Source organism: Halolamina salina (assembly GCF_054653455.1).
In genome coordinates this window covers 1943257-1960960 of sequence record NZ_BAAIGE010000002.1, presented here as the reverse complement: position 1 = coordinate 1960960, position 17704 = coordinate 1943257, and the positions used below count along the sequence as shown (strand labels likewise).

The 17704-nt window shown below is 68.4% G+C and carries 18 protein-coding genes; 8 read left to right on the top strand and 10 right to left on the bottom strand.

What is annotated here, in order from left to right; translation table 11 throughout:
- The first annotated feature begins 63 nt into the window (after positions 1 to 63).
- The 3 genes from ACYQZ5_RS10530 to ACYQZ5_RS10520 all read left to right on the top strand — a co-directional run bounded on the left by ACYQZ5_RS10530 (position 64) and on the right by ACYQZ5_RS10520 (position 3703).
- The gene (locus ACYQZ5_RS10530) at positions 64 to 375 is read left to right on the top strand and encodes an EMC6-like membrane protein (RefSeq protein WP_379731878.1); all 312 of its coding nucleotides are present in this window, start codon (positions 64 to 66) and stop codon (positions 373 to 375) included.
- A complete protein-coding gene (locus ACYQZ5_RS10525; RefSeq protein ID WP_379731879.1) occupies positions 375 to 2189 on the top strand; it encodes a ribosome biogenesis/translation initiation ATPase RLI in 1815 nt (604 codons plus the stop codon). The genes ACYQZ5_RS10530 and ACYQZ5_RS10525 overlap by 1 nt, the downstream gene beginning before the upstream one ends.
- Positions 2190 to 2821: 632 nt before the next feature.
- On the top strand, positions 2822 to 3703 hold the full coding sequence (locus ACYQZ5_RS10520; protein ID WP_459846113.1) for an ATP-grasp domain-containing protein: 882 nt from the start codon (positions 2822 to 2824) through the stop codon (positions 3701 to 3703).
- Here ACYQZ5_RS10520 and ACYQZ5_RS10515 read toward each other — a convergent pair.
- Positions 3700 to 4041, bottom strand: a complete 342-nt coding sequence (locus ACYQZ5_RS10515) for an Hsp20/alpha crystallin family protein (RefSeq protein ID WP_053947354.1) — start codon at positions 4039 to 4041, stop codon at positions 3700 to 3702. The genes ACYQZ5_RS10520 and ACYQZ5_RS10515 overlap by 4 nt on opposite strands.
- Positions 4042 to 4170: 129 nt before the next feature.
- On the opposite strand from ACYQZ5_RS10515, the gene ACYQZ5_RS10510 reads away from it, so the two are divergent.
- Positions 4171 to 5400 (top strand): phosphoglycerate kinase, encoded by a 1230-nt coding sequence (locus ACYQZ5_RS10510; RefSeq protein ID WP_379732057.1) that lies wholly within the window; start codon positions 4171 to 4173, stop codon positions 5398 to 5400.
- A gap of 4 nt (positions 5401 to 5404) precedes the next feature.
- Here the strand turns inward: ACYQZ5_RS10510 and ACYQZ5_RS10505 are convergent, their stop codons facing one another.
- Positions 5405 to 6436 carry a type II glyceraldehyde-3-phosphate dehydrogenase gene (locus ACYQZ5_RS10505; protein ID WP_379732058.1) on the bottom strand — a complete coding sequence of 344 codons (1032 nt, stop codon included), beginning with the start codon at positions 6434 to 6436 and terminating at the stop codon, positions 5405 to 5407.
- A 95-nt stretch (positions 6437 to 6531) separates the two neighbouring features.
- Between ACYQZ5_RS10505 and ACYQZ5_RS10500 the strand changes: the two genes are divergently transcribed.
- Positions 6532 to 7476 (top strand): aminopeptidase, encoded by a 945-nt coding sequence (locus ACYQZ5_RS10500; RefSeq protein WP_379818607.1) that lies wholly within the window; start codon positions 6532 to 6534, stop codon positions 7474 to 7476.
- Positions 7477 to 7506: 30 nt separating this feature from the next.
- Here ACYQZ5_RS10500 and hmgB read toward each other — a convergent pair whose 3' ends face one another.
- The 5 genes from hmgB to ACYQZ5_RS10475 form a co-directional block, all read right to left on the bottom strand.
- Positions 7507 to 8844, bottom strand: a complete 1338-nt coding sequence (hmgB, locus tag ACYQZ5_RS10495; RefSeq protein WP_379730919.1) for a hydroxymethylglutaryl-CoA synthase — start codon at positions 8842 to 8844, stop codon at positions 7507 to 7509.
- A 63-nt stretch (positions 8845 to 8907) separates the two neighbouring features.
- Positions 8908 to 9759 carry a type IV pilin domain-containing protein gene (locus ACYQZ5_RS10490; protein ID WP_379730918.1) on the bottom strand — a complete coding sequence of 284 codons (852 nt, stop codon included), beginning with the start codon at positions 9757 to 9759 and terminating at the stop codon, positions 8908 to 8910.
- 2 nt (positions 9760 to 9761) lie between these two features.
- Complete coding sequence (locus ACYQZ5_RS10485) at positions 9762 to 11420, bottom strand: Ig-like domain-containing protein (RefSeq protein ID WP_379730917.1); 1659 nt, start codon at positions 11418 to 11420, stop codon at positions 9762 to 9764.
- A 39-nt stretch (positions 11421 to 11459) separates the two neighbouring features.
- Positions 11460 to 12047, bottom strand: coding sequence for a DUF2150 family protein (locus ACYQZ5_RS10480; RefSeq protein ID WP_379730916.1), 588 nt, complete (start codon positions 12045 to 12047; stop codon positions 11460 to 11462).
- Positions 12048 to 12129: 82 nt separating this feature from the next.
- Positions 12130 to 12981, bottom strand: a complete 852-nt coding sequence (locus ACYQZ5_RS10475; RefSeq protein WP_379730915.1) for a TatD family hydrolase — start codon at positions 12979 to 12981, stop codon at positions 12130 to 12132.
- Positions 12982 to 13102: 121 nt separating this feature from the next.
- Between ACYQZ5_RS10475 and ACYQZ5_RS10470 the strand changes: the two genes are divergently transcribed.
- Positions 13103 to 13741: a metal-dependent hydrolase gene (locus tag ACYQZ5_RS10470; RefSeq protein ID WP_379730914.1), complete on the top strand. Its 639-nt coding sequence runs from the start codon at positions 13103 to 13105 to the stop codon at positions 13739 to 13741.
- A 62-nt stretch (positions 13742 to 13803) separates the two neighbouring features.
- A complete protein-coding gene (locus ACYQZ5_RS10465; protein ID WP_379730913.1) occupies positions 13804 to 14289 on the top strand; it encodes a GNAT family N-acetyltransferase in 486 nt (161 codons plus the stop codon).
- 6 nt (positions 14290 to 14295) lie between these two features.
- Here the strand turns inward: ACYQZ5_RS10465 and ACYQZ5_RS10460 are convergent, their stop codons facing one another.
- Together ACYQZ5_RS10460 and ACYQZ5_RS10455 are read right to left on the bottom strand one after the other, a co-directional pair.
- Positions 14296 to 14925 carry a GNAT family N-acetyltransferase gene (locus ACYQZ5_RS10460; protein ID WP_379730912.1) on the bottom strand — a complete coding sequence of 210 codons (630 nt, stop codon included), beginning with the start codon at positions 14923 to 14925 and terminating at the stop codon, positions 14296 to 14298.
- Positions 14922 to 15560 carry a GNAT family N-acetyltransferase gene (locus tag ACYQZ5_RS10455; RefSeq protein ID WP_379730911.1) on the bottom strand — a complete coding sequence of 213 codons (639 nt, stop codon included), beginning with the start codon at positions 15558 to 15560 and terminating at the stop codon, positions 14922 to 14924. Before ACYQZ5_RS10455 ends, ACYQZ5_RS10460 begins: the two co-directional genes overlap by 4 nt.
- 176 nt (positions 15561 to 15736) lie before the next feature.
- Here ACYQZ5_RS10455 and ACYQZ5_RS10450 point away from each other — a divergent pair, with 176 nt between their 5' ends.
- Entirely contained in the window at positions 15737 to 17185 is a 1449-nt protein-coding gene (locus ACYQZ5_RS10450; RefSeq protein WP_379730910.1) for a replication factor C large subunit, read from the top strand.
- A gap of 3 nt (positions 17186 to 17188) precedes the next feature.
- Here the strand turns inward: ACYQZ5_RS10450 and ACYQZ5_RS10445 are convergent, their stop codons facing one another.
- On the bottom strand, positions 17189 to 17671 hold the full coding sequence (locus tag ACYQZ5_RS10445; protein ID WP_379818605.1) for a hypothetical protein: 483 nt from the start codon (positions 17669 to 17671) through the stop codon (positions 17189 to 17191).
- Positions 17672 to 17704: the final 33 nt, after the last annotated feature.

Sequence of the window (17704 nt, the reverse complement as noted above, 5' to 3'; positions counted from 1 at the left end):
CACCCCAGCACGGCTTGGGACCCAAGCGAACCCCTTTTGTCGGCGCGTCACGGAGTCGGTTCTATGGCTACGGAGAGTTCTCGCGGGCTTTCGGACCACGTCCGCGGGGTGACCGTCACGACCCTCGCCTGTCTGGCCGGCGTGGTCGCGACCGTCGTGAGCGCGATGGTGTTCACCGACCCCGGGTCGGTGGGGATGACGACCCAGCTGGCGGTCGTCGCGGCGTTCGTGATCGTCCAGCAGCCGATCCTCTACGCGATCGGCGTCGACGTCGGCGAGTTCGGGATCAAGGACAACCTCTACGTCGCGTTCATGACGTTCGCGCTCTGGTTCCTGAGCTACACCGTGGTGCTCTCGACCGGAGTGAGCTTCTGATGTCGAGCGACAGTATCGCGGTCGTGGACCTGGACCGCTGCCAGCCCGACCGATGCAACTACGAGTGCCAGAACTTCTGCCCGCCCAACCGGACGGGCAAGGAGTGCATCACGCTCCGGGGCGAGGAGGCCGACGAGGGCGACCCCGACCAGATCCACATCTCCGAGGAGATCTGTTTGGGCGAGTCCTGCGGGATCTGCGTCGAGAAGTGTCCGTTCGACGCCATCGAGATCATCAACCTCCCGAACGAGCTCGACGAGGAACCTGTCCACCGCTACGGTGACAACGCGTTCTCGCTCTACGGGCTGCCAACGCCCGAACCCGGGAAGGTGACCGGGATCCTCGGACCGAACGGGATCGGGAAGTCGACCGCCGTCCACGCACTGGCCGGCGAGATGACGCCCAATCTCGGCGAGTTCGAGGGGGAGGCCGACTGGGAGTCGGTGCTCGACCGCTATCGCGGCACCGAGCTCCAGAACTACCTCCAGAAGCTGATCGACGGCGAGGTTGAGGTCGCACGCAAGCCCCAGTACGTCGATCAGATCCCCAACCAGTTCGACGGGGAGGTCCGACAGCTGCTCGAACGGACCGACGAGCGGGGCGAACTCGACTACCTCGTCGACGAGCTCTCGATCCGGCCGGTGATGGACCAGCCGATCGACTCCGTCTCCGGCGGCGAGCTCCAGCGGGTCGCGCTCGCGGCGACGCTGGCCCGCGACGTGGACTTCTACTTCCTCGACGAGATCACGCCGTATCTCGACATCAGTCAGCGGATGACCGCCGCGCGGCTGATCCGCGAGATGGCCGACGACGGCGACCGCTCGATGCTCGTCGTCGAGCACGACCTCGCGATCCTCGACCTGCTGGCGGACACGCTCCACGTCACCTACGGGGAGCCTGGGGCCTACGGCGTCGTCACCGACCCCAAGTCGGTCCGCAACGGGATCAACGAGTACCTCTCGGGCTACCTCGACAACGAGAACATGCGCATCCGGCCCGAGGAGATCACCTTCGAGGAGCACGCCCCGCGTGCCGCGACGAAGGGCCAGCCCCTCGTCGAGTACCCCGACATGCACAAGTCCTACGGCGAGGGCGAGTTCTCGCTCGACGTCGAGGGCGGGACGATCTACGAGTCGGAGGTGCTGGGCGTCGTCGGCCCGAACGGGATCGGGAAGTCGACGCTCGCGAAGATGTTCACGGGGGCGCTGGAGCCCGACGAGGGCGAACTCGACACGCAGCTCGACATCGCGTACAAGCCGCAGTACATCGAGATCGACCAGCCGATGCGTGTCGACGCGTTCCTCTCCTCGATCACCGACCAGTTCGGCTCCTCCTACTGGAACACCGAGATCGCCCAGCCGCTCCAGCTGGAGGGGATCATGGAGCAGAACCTCGACGACCTCTCCGGCGGGGAGCGCCAGCGCGTCGCCATTGCAGCGTGTCTCTCGGAGGACGCCGACCTCTACCTGCTCGACGAGCCCTCGGCCCACCTCGACGTGGAGCAGCGCGTGCAGGCCACCTCGGCGATCCGGCGTTACACCGAGAACCACGACGCGACGGCGATGGTGATCGACCACGACATCTACATGATCGACCTGCTGTCGGATCGCCTGATGGTGTTCGACGGCGAGCCCGCCGAGCACGGGACCGCCCGCCCGCCACAGGAGATGCGCGCGGGGATGAACGACTTCCTCGCGGATCTGGACATTACGTTCCGCCGCGACGAGCGAACCGGCCGGCCGCGGATCAACAAGCCCGGGAGTCAGAAGGACCGCGAGCAGAAGCGGAACGGCGAGTACTACTACTCGGACTGATTTTCGGTCTTTTTCGGTCAGGTAGCTCGTCATTCAGGTTCTGTGTGGGACGCCGGCGTTGCAAACCGACCCTCGGTAGGTAGCTCCGGAAACAGCGACCGCGATGGCGACAGCAGCCCGATCGTTGGCAACTGAGACGGTAACCGCAACAGCACCCCGATCGTTGACCACTTGCGACCGCACGGCGCCGGACACGAGGTCCGGCGCAGCCCGGAATCCCCACCCCTCCCCCGCGGCCGGCGATCGTCGCCGGCCGCGAGGCGTCCACCGCTACCGCACCGCAGTCGGCGGTGGCGCGCGACGTGAGCGCCTCCGTGCGCGAACGAGCGCGCGAGGGACGAACGAGCGAACGGACGTGAGCGAGTGAGTCGGCTGGGGAGGGCTGTGGGCTGTGCTGTCGGGTGGGGCTGAAAGGGGCCGGTCTCTCCGGGAAGGCACGCGAAGTAAGCACCGCAGGCGAACGAAGTGAGCCGAGGAGCGCAGCGAGCGTACCGACCGGAGAGGCCGGGGGCTTTCACGGTGTCGTCGTCCTAATCACCCACTTAACAGCACCAAGAAGGCGAGTAAACTACGGAAACAAACCACGCCGGAACCACGAAGCTATACCCACTCCACCCAACAAGCTCGACGTAATGCTCCGGCTCGCCGTCGCCACCCAGCGAGAGACGTTCGAGCGCATCCGCGACCCCCTCGCCGAGCGCGGCATCGAGGTCGTTCCCGTCCGCGCCAGCGAGCGCGCGCTCTCGCTCTCCTCGCCCGACCTCCCGGAGGTCGACGCCGGCCTCGTCTTCCCCTCGCGCCTGATGGAGGGCGGCGCCGTCTCGGCCGCGCTCGGCGTCCCGTGGGTGAACGGGCGCGAGGCGATCCTCACCTCACGCAACAAGGCAGAGGTGCTTGCGGCGCTCTCGGCCGCCGACGTCCCGACCCCCGAGACCACACTGGTCTCGAACCCCGTCGACGACGACGCCGTCGCCGACGCCGCCGAGACGCTCCAGACTCGGACCGACACCGAGGAGCTCGTTATCAAGCCTAACTCCACCACCCGCGGCGTCGGCGTCGCCCGCGTCGCGGACCCGGACTCGCTGCTCGGCGTCACCGACTATCTCGACCTCGTCCACGACTTCCGGGCGACCGGCGACCGCTCGTTCCTGCTCCAGGAGTACCTCCCGGACGCCCGGGACTACCGGGCGATGATCGTCGACGGCGAGTACGCCGGCGCCGTCGAGCGCCGGCTGCCCGAGTCCGAGACCGCGGCGGGCAAGTGGAAGCACAACGTCCACCGCGGCGCCGTCGCCGAGGGCGTCTCGCTCCCCCCGGACGCTCGCGAACTCGCCGAGCGGGCGGCTGACGTGCTCGGGATCGACTACCTCGGGGTGGATTTACTGGAGACCGAGGACCGACTGGTGGTCAACGAAACCAACGCGCGCCCGACCGTCGACGACGCGACGAAGTACGAGCCGGACTTTTACGACCGGCTGGCGGCGCTGATACGGAAGACGGCCGAGAACAGTTAGGAGAGGTCGATGTCGGCGGCGTCGTCGAGCTTCTCGAAGCTGACCTCGAGCACGCCGTTGTTGAACGTCGCCTCGGCGGAGTGTTCGTCGACCCGGGTCGGGAGCCGCACGCGCTCGCGGTACTCGCCGGCGGCGATCGTCAGCGTCTCCCCGTCGCACTGCAGCGAGATCTCCTCCTTCTCCGCGCCGGGGAGGTCAGCGACGAGCCGGAGCTGGTCGCCCTCGTCGAAGGCGTCGACGTGCGCGTCGGCGCCGTCGTCCTCCGGGCCGCCGCCCATCATCCGCTCGATCTCGTCGAAGATGTCGCCGAACGGGTCCTCGCGGTCGTCCCTACGCATGGACGTTCGTACACCTGCGCCGGGCAAAAGCCTTCTGTCGGCGGGGGAAACCGCCCCGTCGTGCGGTTTCCCCGGTCGGGACGCCGAAACCGGTCAGTTTGAAGTGTCCCAACGACCAACCGCGCGACGATGGGTTCTTTCGCGACGCTCGACGCGTTCGACGAGCGGTTCTCGGAGGCGCGGGTACTGGTCCGTCTCGATCTCAACTCCCCGGTCGAGGACGGCACGGTCCGGGACAACCGTCGGTTCGAGCGCCACGCCCGCACCGTCGCCGAGCTGGCCGACGCCGGCCACCGGGTGATCTGTCTGGCCCACCAGGGCCGCCCCGGTCGCGACGACTTCACGCACCTCGACCAGCACGCCGGCGTGCTCGCCGACTACCTCGACCACGACGTGCGGTTCGTCGACGACATCTGCGGGCCGACGGCGATCGACGCGATCGAGGACGCCGCCCCCGGCGAGGTGCTGCTGCTCGACAACGTCCGGATGGACGACGACGAACTCGCCGACCGCGAGCCCGCTGAGCACGCCCGGTCGCGGCTGGTCACCCGCCTCGCCGACGCCGCGGACGCCTACGTCAACGACGCCTACTCGGCGGCCCACCGCGGTCACGCCTCGCTCGTCGGCTTCCCGTACGCGCTCCCCGCCTACGCCGGCCGGGTGATGGAGACGGAGTACGAGGCGAACTCCGCCATCGCCACCCGCGAGTTCGACGGGCAAGTGACGATGGCCGTCGGCGGCACCAAGGCGACTGACGTGATCGAGGTGATGGACGCGATCGGCGACAAGGTCGACGCGTTCTGTCTCGGCGGCATCGCTGGCGAACTGTTCCTCCGCGCGGCGGGCCACTCCGTCGGCTACGACGTCGGCGACTCCGAGCGCTTCGACGAGCAGTGGGCCGAGAACGAGGAGACGATCCGTTCGGTGCTCGACGAGCGCGGCGATCAGATCCACCTCCCGCTCGATCTGGCCTACGAGAACGAGTACGGCCAGCGTGCGGAGATCGCGCTCTGGCAGATCGACGAGAAGAGCACGCCGTTTCTCGACGTGGGGTCGGCGACGATCGACAGCTACCGCGAGATCGTCGCCGACAGCGAGGCGGTATTCGTGAAAGGCGCGCTGGGCGTGTTCGAGGACGACCGCTTCGCCGACGGCACCGTCGGGGTGCTCGAACAGATCGCCGAGACCGACTGCTTCTCCGTCGTCGGCGGCGGCGACACCTCCCGTGCGATCGGGATGTACGGGCTCGACGAGACCGCGTTCTCGCACGTCTCGATCGCGGGCGGGGCGTACATCCGCGCGCTCACGGGCGAACCGCTGGTCGCCGTCGAGGCGCTGGAAGCGAACCGCCCCGAGTAGGGACCTACCGCTCGAACGTCCGACCGAGTCCCATCCCGAGGGTCTCGTTGGTGGTCGCGATGCTCTCGGCCTTGCTCGCCGAGTCGGTGATCGCCCGGATCGCGTCGACGTTCTCCGGCACCACGTCGGACTCCTGGTGGATCGCCTGGAACAGGTAGAGGTCGTTCCCCCGCACCGCGATCGACTCGCCCCAGATGCAGTTCTCCCAGATGTCCCCGCGGGAGCGGCCGGCGTCCAGCGCGAACTGTTTGAGCTTGCCGGCGCCGTCGATGCCCGCGTACTCGGGGATCAGGAACAGGCGGGACTCCTCGGCGAGCAGTTCCCGAACCTCCTCGGCGTCGGCGTCGCTCTCCAGCGTGACGTTCACCGAGTGCATGTGCATCAGCGTCGCCGGCACCTTCAGCCCGAGCGTGTCGATATCGATGTCGGGGAAGATCGTCTTCACGTCCGGGCCGTGGTGGCTCGGCAGCGAGACGGGGTCGGGGAGGATGTCGTCGATCGGACCGCGGCCGGTCTGGCCGGGGTCGCCGCCGCGCCGGACGAGCGTCACGCGGGACTTCTCGACGCCGTACTCCTCGCGAAGCGGCGCGAGCAGCCGGGAGAGTCCGGTGGTGTTACAGGAGACGACGCGGACGTGGTCGGCGCCGACCGCGTCCTCGAAGTTCGCGCGGGCGTTGAACGACGTGTCCGCCACGTCGGCGTCTTCGCCGCCCTGGTAGATCGCGGGGGTGTCGTGGGCCTCGTACACCTCGCGGTTCTGCGCGCCGATGCCGCTGGGCGTGGCGTCGACGATCACGTCCGCCGTGCTCACGAGGTCGTCGAGATCGCCGGCGACGGGAATACCGGCCTCGTCGAACAGTTCGCGGCGCTCCTCGATAGCCGCGTAGAGGTCGAACCCCTTCGAGACGGCGGCCTCGGCCTCGAAGTTGGGCGAAGTCTTTGCGACGCCGACGATCTCCATGTCGCGCTGTGCGACGACCGCGTCGGCGACGCGTTTCCCGATCGTGCCGTAGCCGACCACACCGACTTGGATCATGGCCGTACCTGGGGCGCTAGCCGATAAGTAGGCGGCGGTTCCGCCCGACTGCCGCCCGTCGCAAGACCTATTCTGCCCTCGGGCGAACTCGGACCGTGACCGATCTTCGCAACGCCGCCGAGACGGCGATCCACCAGTGTCTCGATCTCGGAGCCGAGGAGTCGATCGCGATCGTGACCGACGACGAGCGCCGCCCCATCGCGGAGGCGCTGTACGAGGTAGCCGCCGAGACCACCGACGACGCGACGTGTCTCCAGTACCCGCCGGGCGACCAGCACGGACAGGAACCGCCCGAGCCGGTCGCGGCGGCGATGAAGGCCGCCGACGCCTTCCTCGCACCGACGACGCGCAGCCTCTCGCACACCCGCGCCCGCTCGGCCGCCTGCGAGGCGGGCGCCCGCGGCGCGACGCTGCCCGGGATCACCGAGCGCGTGATGGTCGAGGGGCTGGACGCCGACTACGAGGCGATCGCCGAGCACTGCGAGGCCGTGCTCGAACAGGTCGCAGACGCCGAGGAAATCCGGGTGACCAGCCCCGCCGGCACCGACATCACGTTCACTGCCGGCGGCCGCGAGTGGCACGAGGACACCGGGATGATCCGCGAGTCCGGGAGCTTCTCGAACCTCCCCGCTGGCGAGGTGTTCGTCGCGCCCGAGAGCGCCGAGGGAACGTTCGTCGTCGACGGGACGATGATGCCCCACGGGCTGCTCGACGAGGGACAGGAACTGCGGTTCGAGGTCGAGGACGGCCACGTCACCCACATCTCCGACGAGGGCGTTCGGGAGGACGTAGACGCCGCCCGCGAGGAGGTCGGCGACGCCGCGACCAACGTCGCGGAGCTCGGGATCGGCACCAACGTCGGGGTCGACGAACTGGTCGGATCGGTGCTGCTCGACGAGAAAGCCGCCGGCACGGTCCACATCGCCATCGGCGACAACGCCTCGATCGGCGGCGAGACGGAGGCGCCGATCCACCTCGACGGGATCCTCCGCGAGCCGACGGTGTACGCCGACGGCGGAGAAATCAGCCTGCCCGAGTGAGGCAGGGCGTCGCGGTTCGGTTCGTGACGGTTACTCGACGTACTCGTACAGCCGCTCGTTCATCCGGCCGCGGCCGGCGAACACGAACTCGCCCTCCGGCGTGGTGAACTCCTCGACGTCGACGGTCATGTCGTGGTTGTGGGCGTCGTGGATCTGCTCGTACTCCTCGAAGTCGAGGTCGTAGCGGTCCCCGAGCTGCTCGTCGATGTTCAGCTGTTGGATCTCCTCCAGCCAGCCGTCGGCGACGGTCTCGGCGTGGATCTCCGCCTGCGCGCCCGAGCCGTAGGAGCCGACGAGCAGCTTCTCGCCGGCGAGGTCCCGACCCTGTTCGGCGGCGGTCTTGAGCGCGCTCGCGCGGGCGACGTGGACGGAGCCGGTGTACCAGTTCCCGACCTCCCGGGAGATGGAGAGGGTCGGGTCGATGGTGTCGGCGTACCACGACTGGTACGTGTCGGTCCGCTTGAGGTCGTCCATGTACTCCTGAATCGCCGCCTCGTAGGCGTCCCAGTCCTCGAACTCGCCCTCGCGGGGCTGGCGACCGATCTCGTCGGCGAGGTCGTCCTCGATCTCGGTGTCGCGGATCATGTGCCGGTAGCCGAGCAGGCCGGCCTTCCGGACCATCCCCGGGAACGGCGTGTGGAACGGGATGTACGCGAAGTCGTCGGGGTGCATGTCCCACGCGACGGACTCGAAGTCCTCGACGGCCTCGCGCATCCGGGCGAGGTACACCTGCATCGAGCGCTTGCCGTCGACGCTCGGGAACTGCTGGTTCGGCTTGAGGAAGTCGGTCTCGTCGGCGCTGCCGTACCCCTGCTCCGTCGAGAGTTCCACGAGGCTGGGGTCCTCGGTGATCAGCATCGCGACTGCGCCGGCGCCCTGGGTCGCCTCGCCGCTGGAACCGCGGGCGTAGAGTGCGGTGTCGGTCGCGATCACGATCGCCGAGCGGCCCCGATTCCGGCCGGCCTTGATCCAGTTGTACGCATCGTCGATCGACTGCGTGCCGGCGATACACGCGAACTTCCGCTCGCCCTTGTTGGCGTGGTGGAAGTCGCCGTCGTACACCTCCTCCAGACAGCCCGCGATGTACGTGGAGACGGGCTTTGAGTTGTCGAACGCGGACTCGGTCGCCACGTCGATGCGGCCGATGTCGTCGGGTTCGAGGTCCTTGCGGTCCATCAGGCGCTTGGCCGCGTTGGCGCCCATCGTGACGATGTCCTCGTACACGTCCGGGAACGAGGAGTTCTCCAGCCCCAGCCCCTTGCGGTACTTGTCGGGGTCCTCGTCCTTCTCGGGCGCGAACGTCCCCGGGAGGTCGAGTTTGCACTTACCGGCCCAAATCTCGACGGCGTCGATGCCGACCGTGGTCATGGCTCGGAATGGGGCGGTACGCTATTTGGCTTTGTCGATAGGCGTTACGTCGCGTGTCGAACGTCACTTCGTGCCCTGTACGGTCGTGGTCTGGGTCGCCGAGTTCCCGGCGGCGTCGTAGACGGTCACGCTGACCGTGTACTGCTTGTTCTTGACGTTTTTGAGACTGACTACGACGGGCGAAGACGCGCTCCATGTGGTCCCTGAAACACCGCTCGTGATCGTCCTCGTCCCCTCAGTGCTGCCGTCTTGCTTGACAGTTATCTCGACGCGGTCGAGGCTTCGGTCGTCACTCACGGTGAGGGAACTGATCCTCACCTCGTCGGCGTTCCGGTCGGCAGTGACCTGACTCTTCCACGACGTATCGATGGTCGGTGCCACGGTGTCGGTCGGTGTGGCCGTTTCACTCGGTGCCGGGGTCGCCGTTGGGGTTCCGGTCGACGTGACCGTTACCGTCGCCGTCGCGGTTTCGTTCGGCGTCGCCGTCGGCGTCAGCGACGACTCCACGGTCGGGTAGCGTCGCTCCTCGGCCAGCAGCGTCCCCGTCCGTCGGTCGAAGACCTGCACGACGGTGATCTCGCTCGTGTCGAGGGGCTGGGACCACACCCACCGCTCCCCGGCGTCGAACCGGGCGTTACTGTCGTTATCGAGGAGCCCGCTCCCGTTCATCGGCGGCCGCCATGTCTCGTTCCCGTGCCGAACGACGACCCGGAGGTCGTCGAACGCGACCGACTCGCCGCCGTTGTGGGCGACCGAAACGCCCTCGTCGGCGATCTCGACCGAGAGATCCGCCCGCGTCGTTTCCTCGCCGCCCACGTCGGCGAGCACGATGCTGCCGGCCGTACCGACGGTGACGACGACGACTGCGGTGAGGAGGATGATGCCGATCGACTCCGACTGCGCGCGAGTGGACATCGTTAGAGTCCCGCGAAGTAGGTCTCTCGGTACTGGGTTCCGTCGACCTCGAACACGAGGCTCAACACGAAGAAGTCGCGGTTCCCACCGCTCGACGAGGGACTCCGATCGAACGTTAGCCTGAACGTCGTCCCGGTGTCGTTGGGTTGCACGACGATAGAGGGGCTGAGCGATCGGTAGTCTCCGCCGATCTCGACGTTCGTGGCCCGCTCGGTACCGTCGGCGGTTACACTGTTCGCGACGGTAGGCCCGGATCCACCACCCGAGTAGTAGTAGAAGTTCAGTCTGATCGTGGTGATGTTCACCTGTGTGCCGATCGTGTTGTTGAACGTCAGATCGACGTTGTTCCCGTTCGGGTTGGACGCGTCGTCCAGAATCAGGTCTCCCGTCGTTCCCGGGTTGAGACCGCCGCCGTCACCGCCACCGACGGCGAACTCGGGCACGGCCAGGTCCTCGAACACCGACTCCTCGTAGGTCTCGTTACCGATGCTGACGTTCAGCCACGCGTCCCCCCTCGTGGGCGCGACGCCGGTGTACTCGACAGTCGCCTGCCCCTCGGCGTCGGTCCGGATCGTCGTCGTGTTGGTTTCGCTCCCGTCCGCCAGGAGTTGGAGGTAGCTCCCGTCGGCGCTCGCGTTCACCTGAGCGCCGGTGACGGGGTTGTTGAACCGATCGCGAACTTCGACGGTGATCGAGCCTGTTTCGTCGCTCCCGTTCGAGACTACGTCGTACCCGTCGGTCACCACCATGTACGCTGGCTCGGTGGACCGATTGCGTACCGTGTCGCTCACCGCGCCGACGCCGACAGCGCCGGCGCGAAGGCGGTAGCTCCCCTCGTCGAGCCTGATCGAGATCCGGTGGTACTCGGTCCCGTCGACGGTCACGGGTCCGGTGTCGGTGGCGACCGCAGTTCTCCCCAGCAGGTCGTCGTTCCACACCTCCGCCGAGAGCCGCGAGGTGACGTTGAGGTACAGCGGGTCGGTCGCACTACTGTTGACGGTTACAGTCCGTCGCTGCTCGCTCAGCGTCTCCACGTCGACCGTCTCGGTACCGGTGCCGCCCTCCGCCAGATCGCCACGGAGCGCGAGCAGGTCGATCGTGTTCCCCTGCACCAAGCGCTGGCCGGTGAGCGTCCGGTTGGCGCCGTTGTCGAACGTGTTGAACAGCACGCTGTTGTCGTACACGGTCGTCGGCGCCCCGTCGTACTGAGCGTAGTTCGGCACGTACTCGATCCCCGAAGTGTTGTAGACGCCAGCCCCGGAGGCGGCAGCCCAGTACTCTCGGGCGTTCTCGTAGTCGCTGACGACGGTCACGCGCCCGCTCCCGTTGGCGACGGTGACGTTCATCGCCGACTCCTCGTTGCCGACCGTCCGGAGCCGGCCCGCCGCCGGCGGCGGGTTGACGAAGAACAGCCGGCTCGGGTACGTCGTCCCGAGTTTCACCCGCGTCGGCACGGCGTCGCCGCTGCTGGCTCGTAACAGCCCGTTCCGGAGGTCCTGCATGTCCGACTGGACCGCCCGGCTGTGGTCGAACTCGACGGCGGCGTTCTGTCCCGGGATGACCGTCGTCTGGATCGTCGCCAGCAGGACGATCAGGATGCCGAACAGCAGTATCGCCCCGACTTGGACGGACTGCCCCCTGTCGTCACCCCGGAACTCCATACCCCCACCCAAACGCTGGTCACGCAAAAAGGTGCGCCGTCAGTCCTCTTCTTCGACGGTTTCGGGGGACGCCAGCGCGTTCTGCAGCGACTCCAGCCCGTTTACCCACTCCGCGACCAGCCCGTACTCCATCTCGTCGGCCAGCGCGGGATCAATCTCGTCGCCGTCGATCACACGCGTCCCGGCTTGGACGATGTAGCCGACCGCGGTGTCGATGTCCTCCTCGGCCTCGGCGTCGGCGGCGGCCTCGATGTACTCCTCGACGCTCGCCTCATCGGCCGCCCCCGCGGCGATGTACTCCTGGGCGGCGTAGAACACGACTTCGAGGCTCATCTGGACGCTCTCGACCAGCATCGCCTTCTCCTCGTTCTCGAGGGGCGCCTCGGCGAGCACGATCTCCTGCATCTCCGTGAGTTCGTCGTGGGCGCGCTCCTCGTCGATCGTACCGTCCTCGTAGGATTCGATCACCTTCGCGACCGCGATGGCGGTGTCCTCCTGGAGGTTCATCAGGAGCCGCGCGGAGTCCTCATCTTCGAGGTCTAAGTCCTCCTCCCGTAGGCGGTCGATCCAGTTCTGCCAGCGCTCCTCGGTGTAGAACGTCTCCACCGGCTCGTCTTCGTCGGTCATGCCCCCATGTGCTCCCCCACGACGCAAAGGGTTTTCCTATCGGCTACACCGACCGAGATACCCTGTAACACGGACGAGCGGGCTACTCGTCCCGGTCGAGTGTCGCCTCGGTGTCGATGCCGTACACGTCTTTCGGCGTCTCGACGTGGGCGGTCGCAACCGCGTCGTCGTGGCCCTCCGCCAGCAGCCACCGAACGCGCCGCGGGACGGTTTTCGGTCCCAGCACCGCGCCCGGCCGGTCCGGGTCGTCGACGAAATCCGTCTCCATCAGGAACGGCTCGCCCGCCTCGGCGGCCGTCAGCAGGCGCTCCTTCTCGCTCATCACGCTCGGCGTCGGCCCCGCGAGCTCGCCGCCGGCGTAGTGCTTCACCACGTTCTCGGCCGGCAGCCCGCGCGCTTCGGCCCACTCGGCGACCTCGGTCAGGTCGTCGGTCCCCTCGGTGTGGAGTTGGACGGCGCAATCGTGCTCGGCGCCCAGTTCCAGTCCGTGTTTGAGCACCGCGTTCGAGGCGTCCCACACCGCGTCGCTGACCTCGTAGTGGGGGCGCCCGGTCTTGAGCGCCAGCGCGTGCCCGTCGTCGACGTACTCCGCCGCGAGATCCAGCCCGGACTGCATCAGGTCCCGGGCCTCCTCCGGACTGTACCCCTCATCGAGCAGGTGGCTGATCAGCCCGGGATGCACGCCCAGCACGGGCCACGCCTTCCCGGGCAGGATCTCGTTCGCGTCGGCGACGGCGTCGAGCGTCGCCTCAAACGCCCGCCGGAAGTCGCCCTGCTCGCTCGGCACCGGCCCGAGGTGCCACGAGGGCTTGTTCACCACGAGCAGGTGGGTGCCGCCCAGTCGCTCGAAGTCCCGGACGGCGTCCATCCCCTGTCCGTGCTCGGGGTCGAGGTGGAGGTGGTTGTCCAGCACCGGCGTGTCGAGTTCGTCCATACCCCTCCGAGGGGGCGAGTGACCCTTGAACGCTGTCCTGTCGCGCCGCCACCCACGCGGGCTGTTGGTCGTCGCCGCGGCCGACACAAACGCTATACCCGTGTGTCGCTCACCCACACGCGTGCCCTCGACGCTGGTCCACGTCGCCGTCGGCGGCCTCGTCGGCGCCGCGCTGCTGGGCGATCGGTTCACGCCGAGAGCCATCGCGGTCGTGCTGGTCGCCGCCGCGGTCCCCGATCTGGACTCCTTTCTCGCCCCGGTGATCGCGGGCGCCCACCGATCCGCGCTCCACACGCTCGTCCTCCCCGCGCTGCTCGGTGCCGCAGTGTACGCCGACGGCCACCGGGACCGTTCGTGGCTCCGGAAGCACTGGGGGGCGAACGCGCCCTACGTCGCCGGCGTCGCGGTCGTCGCGCTGCTCGCCGGGGGGATCCTGCCGGACATGGTCACCAACGGCGTCAACGCCCTCTGGCCGCTCCACGACCAGTTCTACACGGTCGACGGCGAACTGAAGCTCTCGACGACGGAGGGGATCGTCCAGACGTTCGTCGACCTCTCGCCGACGCCCGAGGAGACTTCGCGGCCGTCGACCACCGACAATACGCGGTACAGTACCGGTGCGGACCCGACTCCGTGGCAGGAGGATCAGGGGCCGGTCGAACGCGTGTTCCCGCTGGTGACCGCGGGCTGGCAGCTCATGCTCGTCGGAATCTCGGCGACGACGGTGAGCGTGCGCTCGTGGCAGACCCGCGGGCGCTGAACCGCAGGCGCCCGGACTCGCGAGAGCGATAGCCTCAACAGCGGTCGGGCGCCACCACGCCCATGGAGATCCGCCCGTACGAACCCGGGGATGCGGAGGGGTTGTGGGACTGCAAGCGCGCCTTCGAACTCGGCCTCGGCAGCGGCACCGGTGGCGAGGAGAAACAGACGAAGTACGAGGGGAAGCTCGATCGCGAGTACCGTGAGGAGTGGTTCGACTGGGTCGAGCGCTGCGTCGACGCCGACTCGCGGTGTGTCACGGTCGCGTTCGACGAGGAGGGCGTCGCCGGCTACGTGTTCGTCCTGCCCGAGTCCCACCGGTTCATCTGGGACGCGGCGGTGCTGAACGAGATCTACGTCGCGCCCGCCCACCGCGGGACCGGCGTCGCCGACGACCTGATGGACGCCGCCGTCGATCTCGCCCGGGAGCAGGACCTCCCACTGGATCGACTCGTGCTCGACGTGGATCGGGAGAACGATCGGGCGGGTGCGTTCTACGAGCGCCACGGCTTCGAGCACTGGGGCGAGATGGTCGCCCGGGAGCTCTGAGGGGATCTACCGGAACTCGACTGCGGTTTCGGCGCCGTCGGCCGCGCGCCACTCCCGTTGGCTCACGGAGTACTCGACCGCGTCGTGCACGGCGCCGTCGCTGTCGGCGAGGCGGTTCCGGAACCGTCCCGCGCGCCGGCCGCCGTGGCGCTCGACGTACTTCGTGATCGCGCGCTCGGAGTTCTCGTTCTCCGGGAGGTGGGAGACGCCGACCAGTTCGAGGTCGAGCCGCTCGAACGCCAGCGCCAGCAGCGCGTCGGCCCGTTCGCCGGAGTACCCCCGCCCCCAGAACGGCTTTCGCAGCCAGATTCCGAGCTCGCCCCGGTCTCGGTCCCAGTCCAGCCCGAGTCCGGTCGTGCCGGCGAACGCCCCCGCATTCGGTTCGCCCTCGCGGGGCCGGACGACGTACGTCGCCCCCTCGCCGGCTTCCCAGGACTCGGCGGCGTTCTCGAGGAACTCGACGCCCGCGGCCGGCGTCCGGTTCGGGCTCCAGGAGACGTACTCCGTGGTCTCCTCGATGTCGGGCGCCGCCTCCCGGGTGTGTTCGTAGAACGTCGACGGGCCGGGGTTCTCGGGGCCCAGCCGCTCCAGCCGCAGGCGGTCAGTCAGCACCGTCTCGGGGAACAGTCCGTTCACGGCCACGCCTCCCCGTCCCCGTCGCGGAACGTCACTTCCTGGTCGGGGTCGGCGTCGCGATACTCCGACTGCGTGATGCTGTAGCGCACGGCGTCGACCGGGCTGTCGCCGTCGTTGTGGAAGTTCCGCAGCGTCCCCTCGCGGCGGCCGCCCATGCGATCGATGTACTTCTCGATCGCCCGCTCCGACTTCTCGTTGTCGGCGTCGTGGGTCACCGTCAGCACCTCGATATCGAGGTGTTCGAACGCTAGCTCCGCCAGCGCCAGCGCGCGCTCGCCCGAGTAGCCACGGCCCCAGAACGGCTTGCGGAACCACGTCCCGAGTTCGGCGCTGTCGGTCTCCCAGTCGAGCGTGAGGCCGCCGAAGCCGGCGATCTCGCCCGCCCCGTCCTCGCCCTCCTTGGGTCGGATGACGTAGTCGGCACCCTCGTGCTCCTCGCGCATCGACGCGCCGCGTTCGAGGAACTCCGCAGTCTCCTTCGGGTGGGGGTGTGGCTCCCACGGCAGGTACTCGGTGATCTCGTCGATGTGTGGGTGGTCCGCCCGGCAGTGGTCGTACAGTTCGAGCACGTCGACGTACTCGGGCGTCCGCGGCTCCAGCCGGAGTCGCTCGGTCTCGATGATTGCGGGGAACATACTCGGGTGGACGGCGGGGAACTGAAAAAGTCTGCCTCGGCTGTGAGGGGCGCTTGCACACAACGCACCACCGAACGGTTCATCCGGTCGCGGTCGAACTGCCGCTGCCGGCGACCGCCGCCGACGAAGAGTGAGCCTCCGGAACAACTAACCACCGCAGCCACCTCCCTCCGGTAATGGCTGACTGGACCGAGTCCTACCGGCCCGACACGCTCTCGGCGGTCCGGGGGAACGACAAGGCCCGCGACGCCTTCGAGGAGTGGGGGCGGACGTGGGACGACCACCGGGAGGCGGTGATCCTCTACGGCAGCCCCGGCGTGGGGAAGACATCCGCGGCCCACGCGCTGGCGTCGGACATGGGGTGGGAGACGGTCGAACTCAACGCCTCCGACCAGCGGACCGCCGACAAGATCGAGCGGTTCGCGGGTCGCGCGGCGCGCAACGAGACCCTCGGCGGCGACTCCACCGACGAGGGCGGCCGCCAACTCATCATCGTCGACGAGGCCGACAACATCCACGGCAACTACGACCGCGGCGGCGCGGGAGCGATCACGAAGCTGGTGAAGGAGGCGAACCAGCCGATCGTCCTGATCGCAAACGAGTTCTACGAGATGAGCCGCGGGCTCCGGAACGCCTGCCAAGACATCGAGTTCCGGGACGTGTCCGCGCGCTCGATCGTCCCCGTCCTGCGTGACATCTGCCGGAAGGAGGGGATCGAGTTCGACTCCGACGCGCTCCAGCGGATCGCCGACGCCAACAGCGGCGACCTCCGCGGCGCGGTGAAGGACCTCCAAGCGACGGCCGAGGGGAAGGACCACCTCACCGTCGAGGACGTGGTCACCGGCGACCGCGACACCACGGCGGGGATCTTCACCGTCCTCGACGCGATCCTGAAGGAGGAGGAGAGCGCACAGGACGCGCTGCACGTCGCCTACGACGCCGACGAGACGCCGGACGACCTCACGGCGTGGGTCGAGGACAAGGTGATGAAGGTGTACGATCCCGAGGAGACCGTTCGGGCCTACGAGTTCATCGCCAACGCCGACCGCTGGCTCGGCCGCGTGCAGGCCACGCAGGACTACTCCTACTGGCGCTACGTCACCGACAACGTCGCCGCGGGCGTCGCGGCCTCCCGGGACGGCACCTACGGCGGCTGGACCCAGTACGGCGGCCGCCCCCAGATGTGGCCCTCCTCCGACGCGACGATCGACGAGATCTGCCGGAAGATCGCCGTCTCGGGCGGGCTGAGCATCGAGACCGCCCGGCGGGAGGTGCTCCCGTTCCTCTCGGCGATGATCCACCACTGCAAGCCCCGCGAGCTCACGGTCGCCGTGACGGCGTACTTCGAGTTCGACGAGGAGGACCTCGCGGCGGTCTCTGGCAGCGGCGAGTCCACCAACAAGGTTCAGGGGATCGTCGAGGACGCCGAAGAGCTCCGGGAGGACGAACTGGAGGAGCACGCCGGCGGCGCGTTCGCGGGCGAACTCCCCGACCGAGAGGGCGAGCCCGCCGAGGCCGAACCCGGCGACGCCGAGTCCGATCCCGAGGACGACGCGGCGGAACCGGAGCCGGAGGAGGAAGAGGAGGCGGACGACTCACAGGCGGGCCTTTCGGACTTCGTCTAGTTCTCAGTCGACGGTGGTCGCTCGCGCGGTCACGCGCTGCTGTCTGACGGTGACCACTATGGTGTCGGCGCCCGTCGGCCCGGGCAGCGCGGCGTGGAGTACGATCCGCGTGCGGTCGCCGTCGCCCCCGTTCTCGGACTCGACAACGGCCTCGAACGCCCAGCGCCCCGCTCGCGGGAAGAAATCGGGGACCATGCGCTCGCTTTCGGCCTGAACCCGGTACTCGCCGGTCACGTCCGGTTCCTCGAGATCCGCGTCGCGGGGTGTCTCGGGCGTCGCCGTCGGGGACTCCGTGATTCCGACACCGCCGCCGTCGCCCCCTTCGAGCTCGGGTAGCAGCGCCGCGCGGACCGAGACGGTCACCGGATCGGTTCGGCGGTTCCGGAGGTGGAGGCCGCCGGGGACCGTGTTCTCCCGGAGCGACCGGCCACAGCCCGCGAGGGCGACCGGGACGGCGGCGAGCACGGCGCGGCGTGACCGCTGCATGGCCGATAGCTGCGCGGGCGGGGAGAAGAGCGT

Excerpts from the sequence above, each read along its gene's own strand:
- ACYQZ5_RS10530 (WP_379731878.1), top strand. The coding sequence starts at position 64 with ATGGCTACGGAGAGTTCTCGCGGGCTTTCGGACCACGTCCGCGGGGTG.
- ACYQZ5_RS10525 (WP_379731879.1), top strand. The coding sequence starts at position 375 with ATGTCGAGCGACAGTATCGCGGTCGTGGACCTGGACCGCTGCCAGCCC.
- ACYQZ5_RS10520 (WP_459846113.1), top strand. The coding sequence starts at position 2,822 with ATGCTCCGGCTCGCCGTCGCCACCCAGCGAGAGACGTTCGAGCGCATC.
- ACYQZ5_RS10515 (WP_053947354.1), bottom strand. The coding sequence starts at position 4,041 with ATGCGTAGGGACGACCGCGAGGACCCGTTCGGCGACATCTTCGACGAG.
- ACYQZ5_RS10510 (WP_379732057.1), top strand. The coding sequence starts at position 4,171 with ATGGGTTCTTTCGCGACGCTCGACGCGTTCGACGAGCGGTTCTCGGAG.
- ACYQZ5_RS10505 (WP_379732058.1), bottom strand. The coding sequence starts at position 6,436 with ATGATCCAAGTCGGTGTGGTCGGCTACGGCACGATCGGGAAACGCGTC.
- hmgB (WP_379730919.1), bottom strand. The coding sequence starts at position 8,844 with ATGACCACGGTCGGCATCGACGCCGTCGAGATTTGGGCCGGTAAGTGC.
- ACYQZ5_RS10490 (WP_379730918.1), bottom strand. The coding sequence starts at position 9,759 with ATGTCCACTCGCGCGCAGTCGGAGTCGATCGGCATCATCCTCCTCACC.
- ACYQZ5_RS10485 (WP_379730917.1), bottom strand. The coding sequence starts at position 11,420 with ATGGAGTTCCGGGGTGACGACAGGGGGCAGTCCGTCCAAGTCGGGGCG.
- ACYQZ5_RS10480 (WP_379730916.1), bottom strand. The coding sequence starts at position 12,047 with ATGACCGACGAAGACGAGCCGGTGGAGACGTTCTACACCGAGGAGCGC.
- ACYQZ5_RS10475 (WP_379730915.1), bottom strand. The coding sequence starts at position 12,981 with ATGGACGAACTCGACACGCCGGTGCTGGACAACCACCTCCACCTCGAC.
- ACYQZ5_RS10465 (WP_379730913.1), top strand. The coding sequence starts at position 13,804 with ATGGAGATCCGCCCGTACGAACCCGGGGATGCGGAGGGGTTGTGGGAC.
- ACYQZ5_RS10455 (WP_379730911.1), bottom strand. The coding sequence starts at position 15,560 with ATGTTCCCCGCAATCATCGAGACCGAGCGACTCCGGCTGGAGCCGCGG.
- ACYQZ5_RS10450 (WP_379730910.1), top strand. The coding sequence starts at position 15,737 with ATGGCTGACTGGACCGAGTCCTACCGGCCCGACACGCTCTCGGCGGTC.
- ACYQZ5_RS10445 (WP_379818605.1), bottom strand. The coding sequence starts at position 17,671 with ATGCAGCGGTCACGCCGCGCCGTGCTCGCCGCCGTCCCGGTCGCCCTC.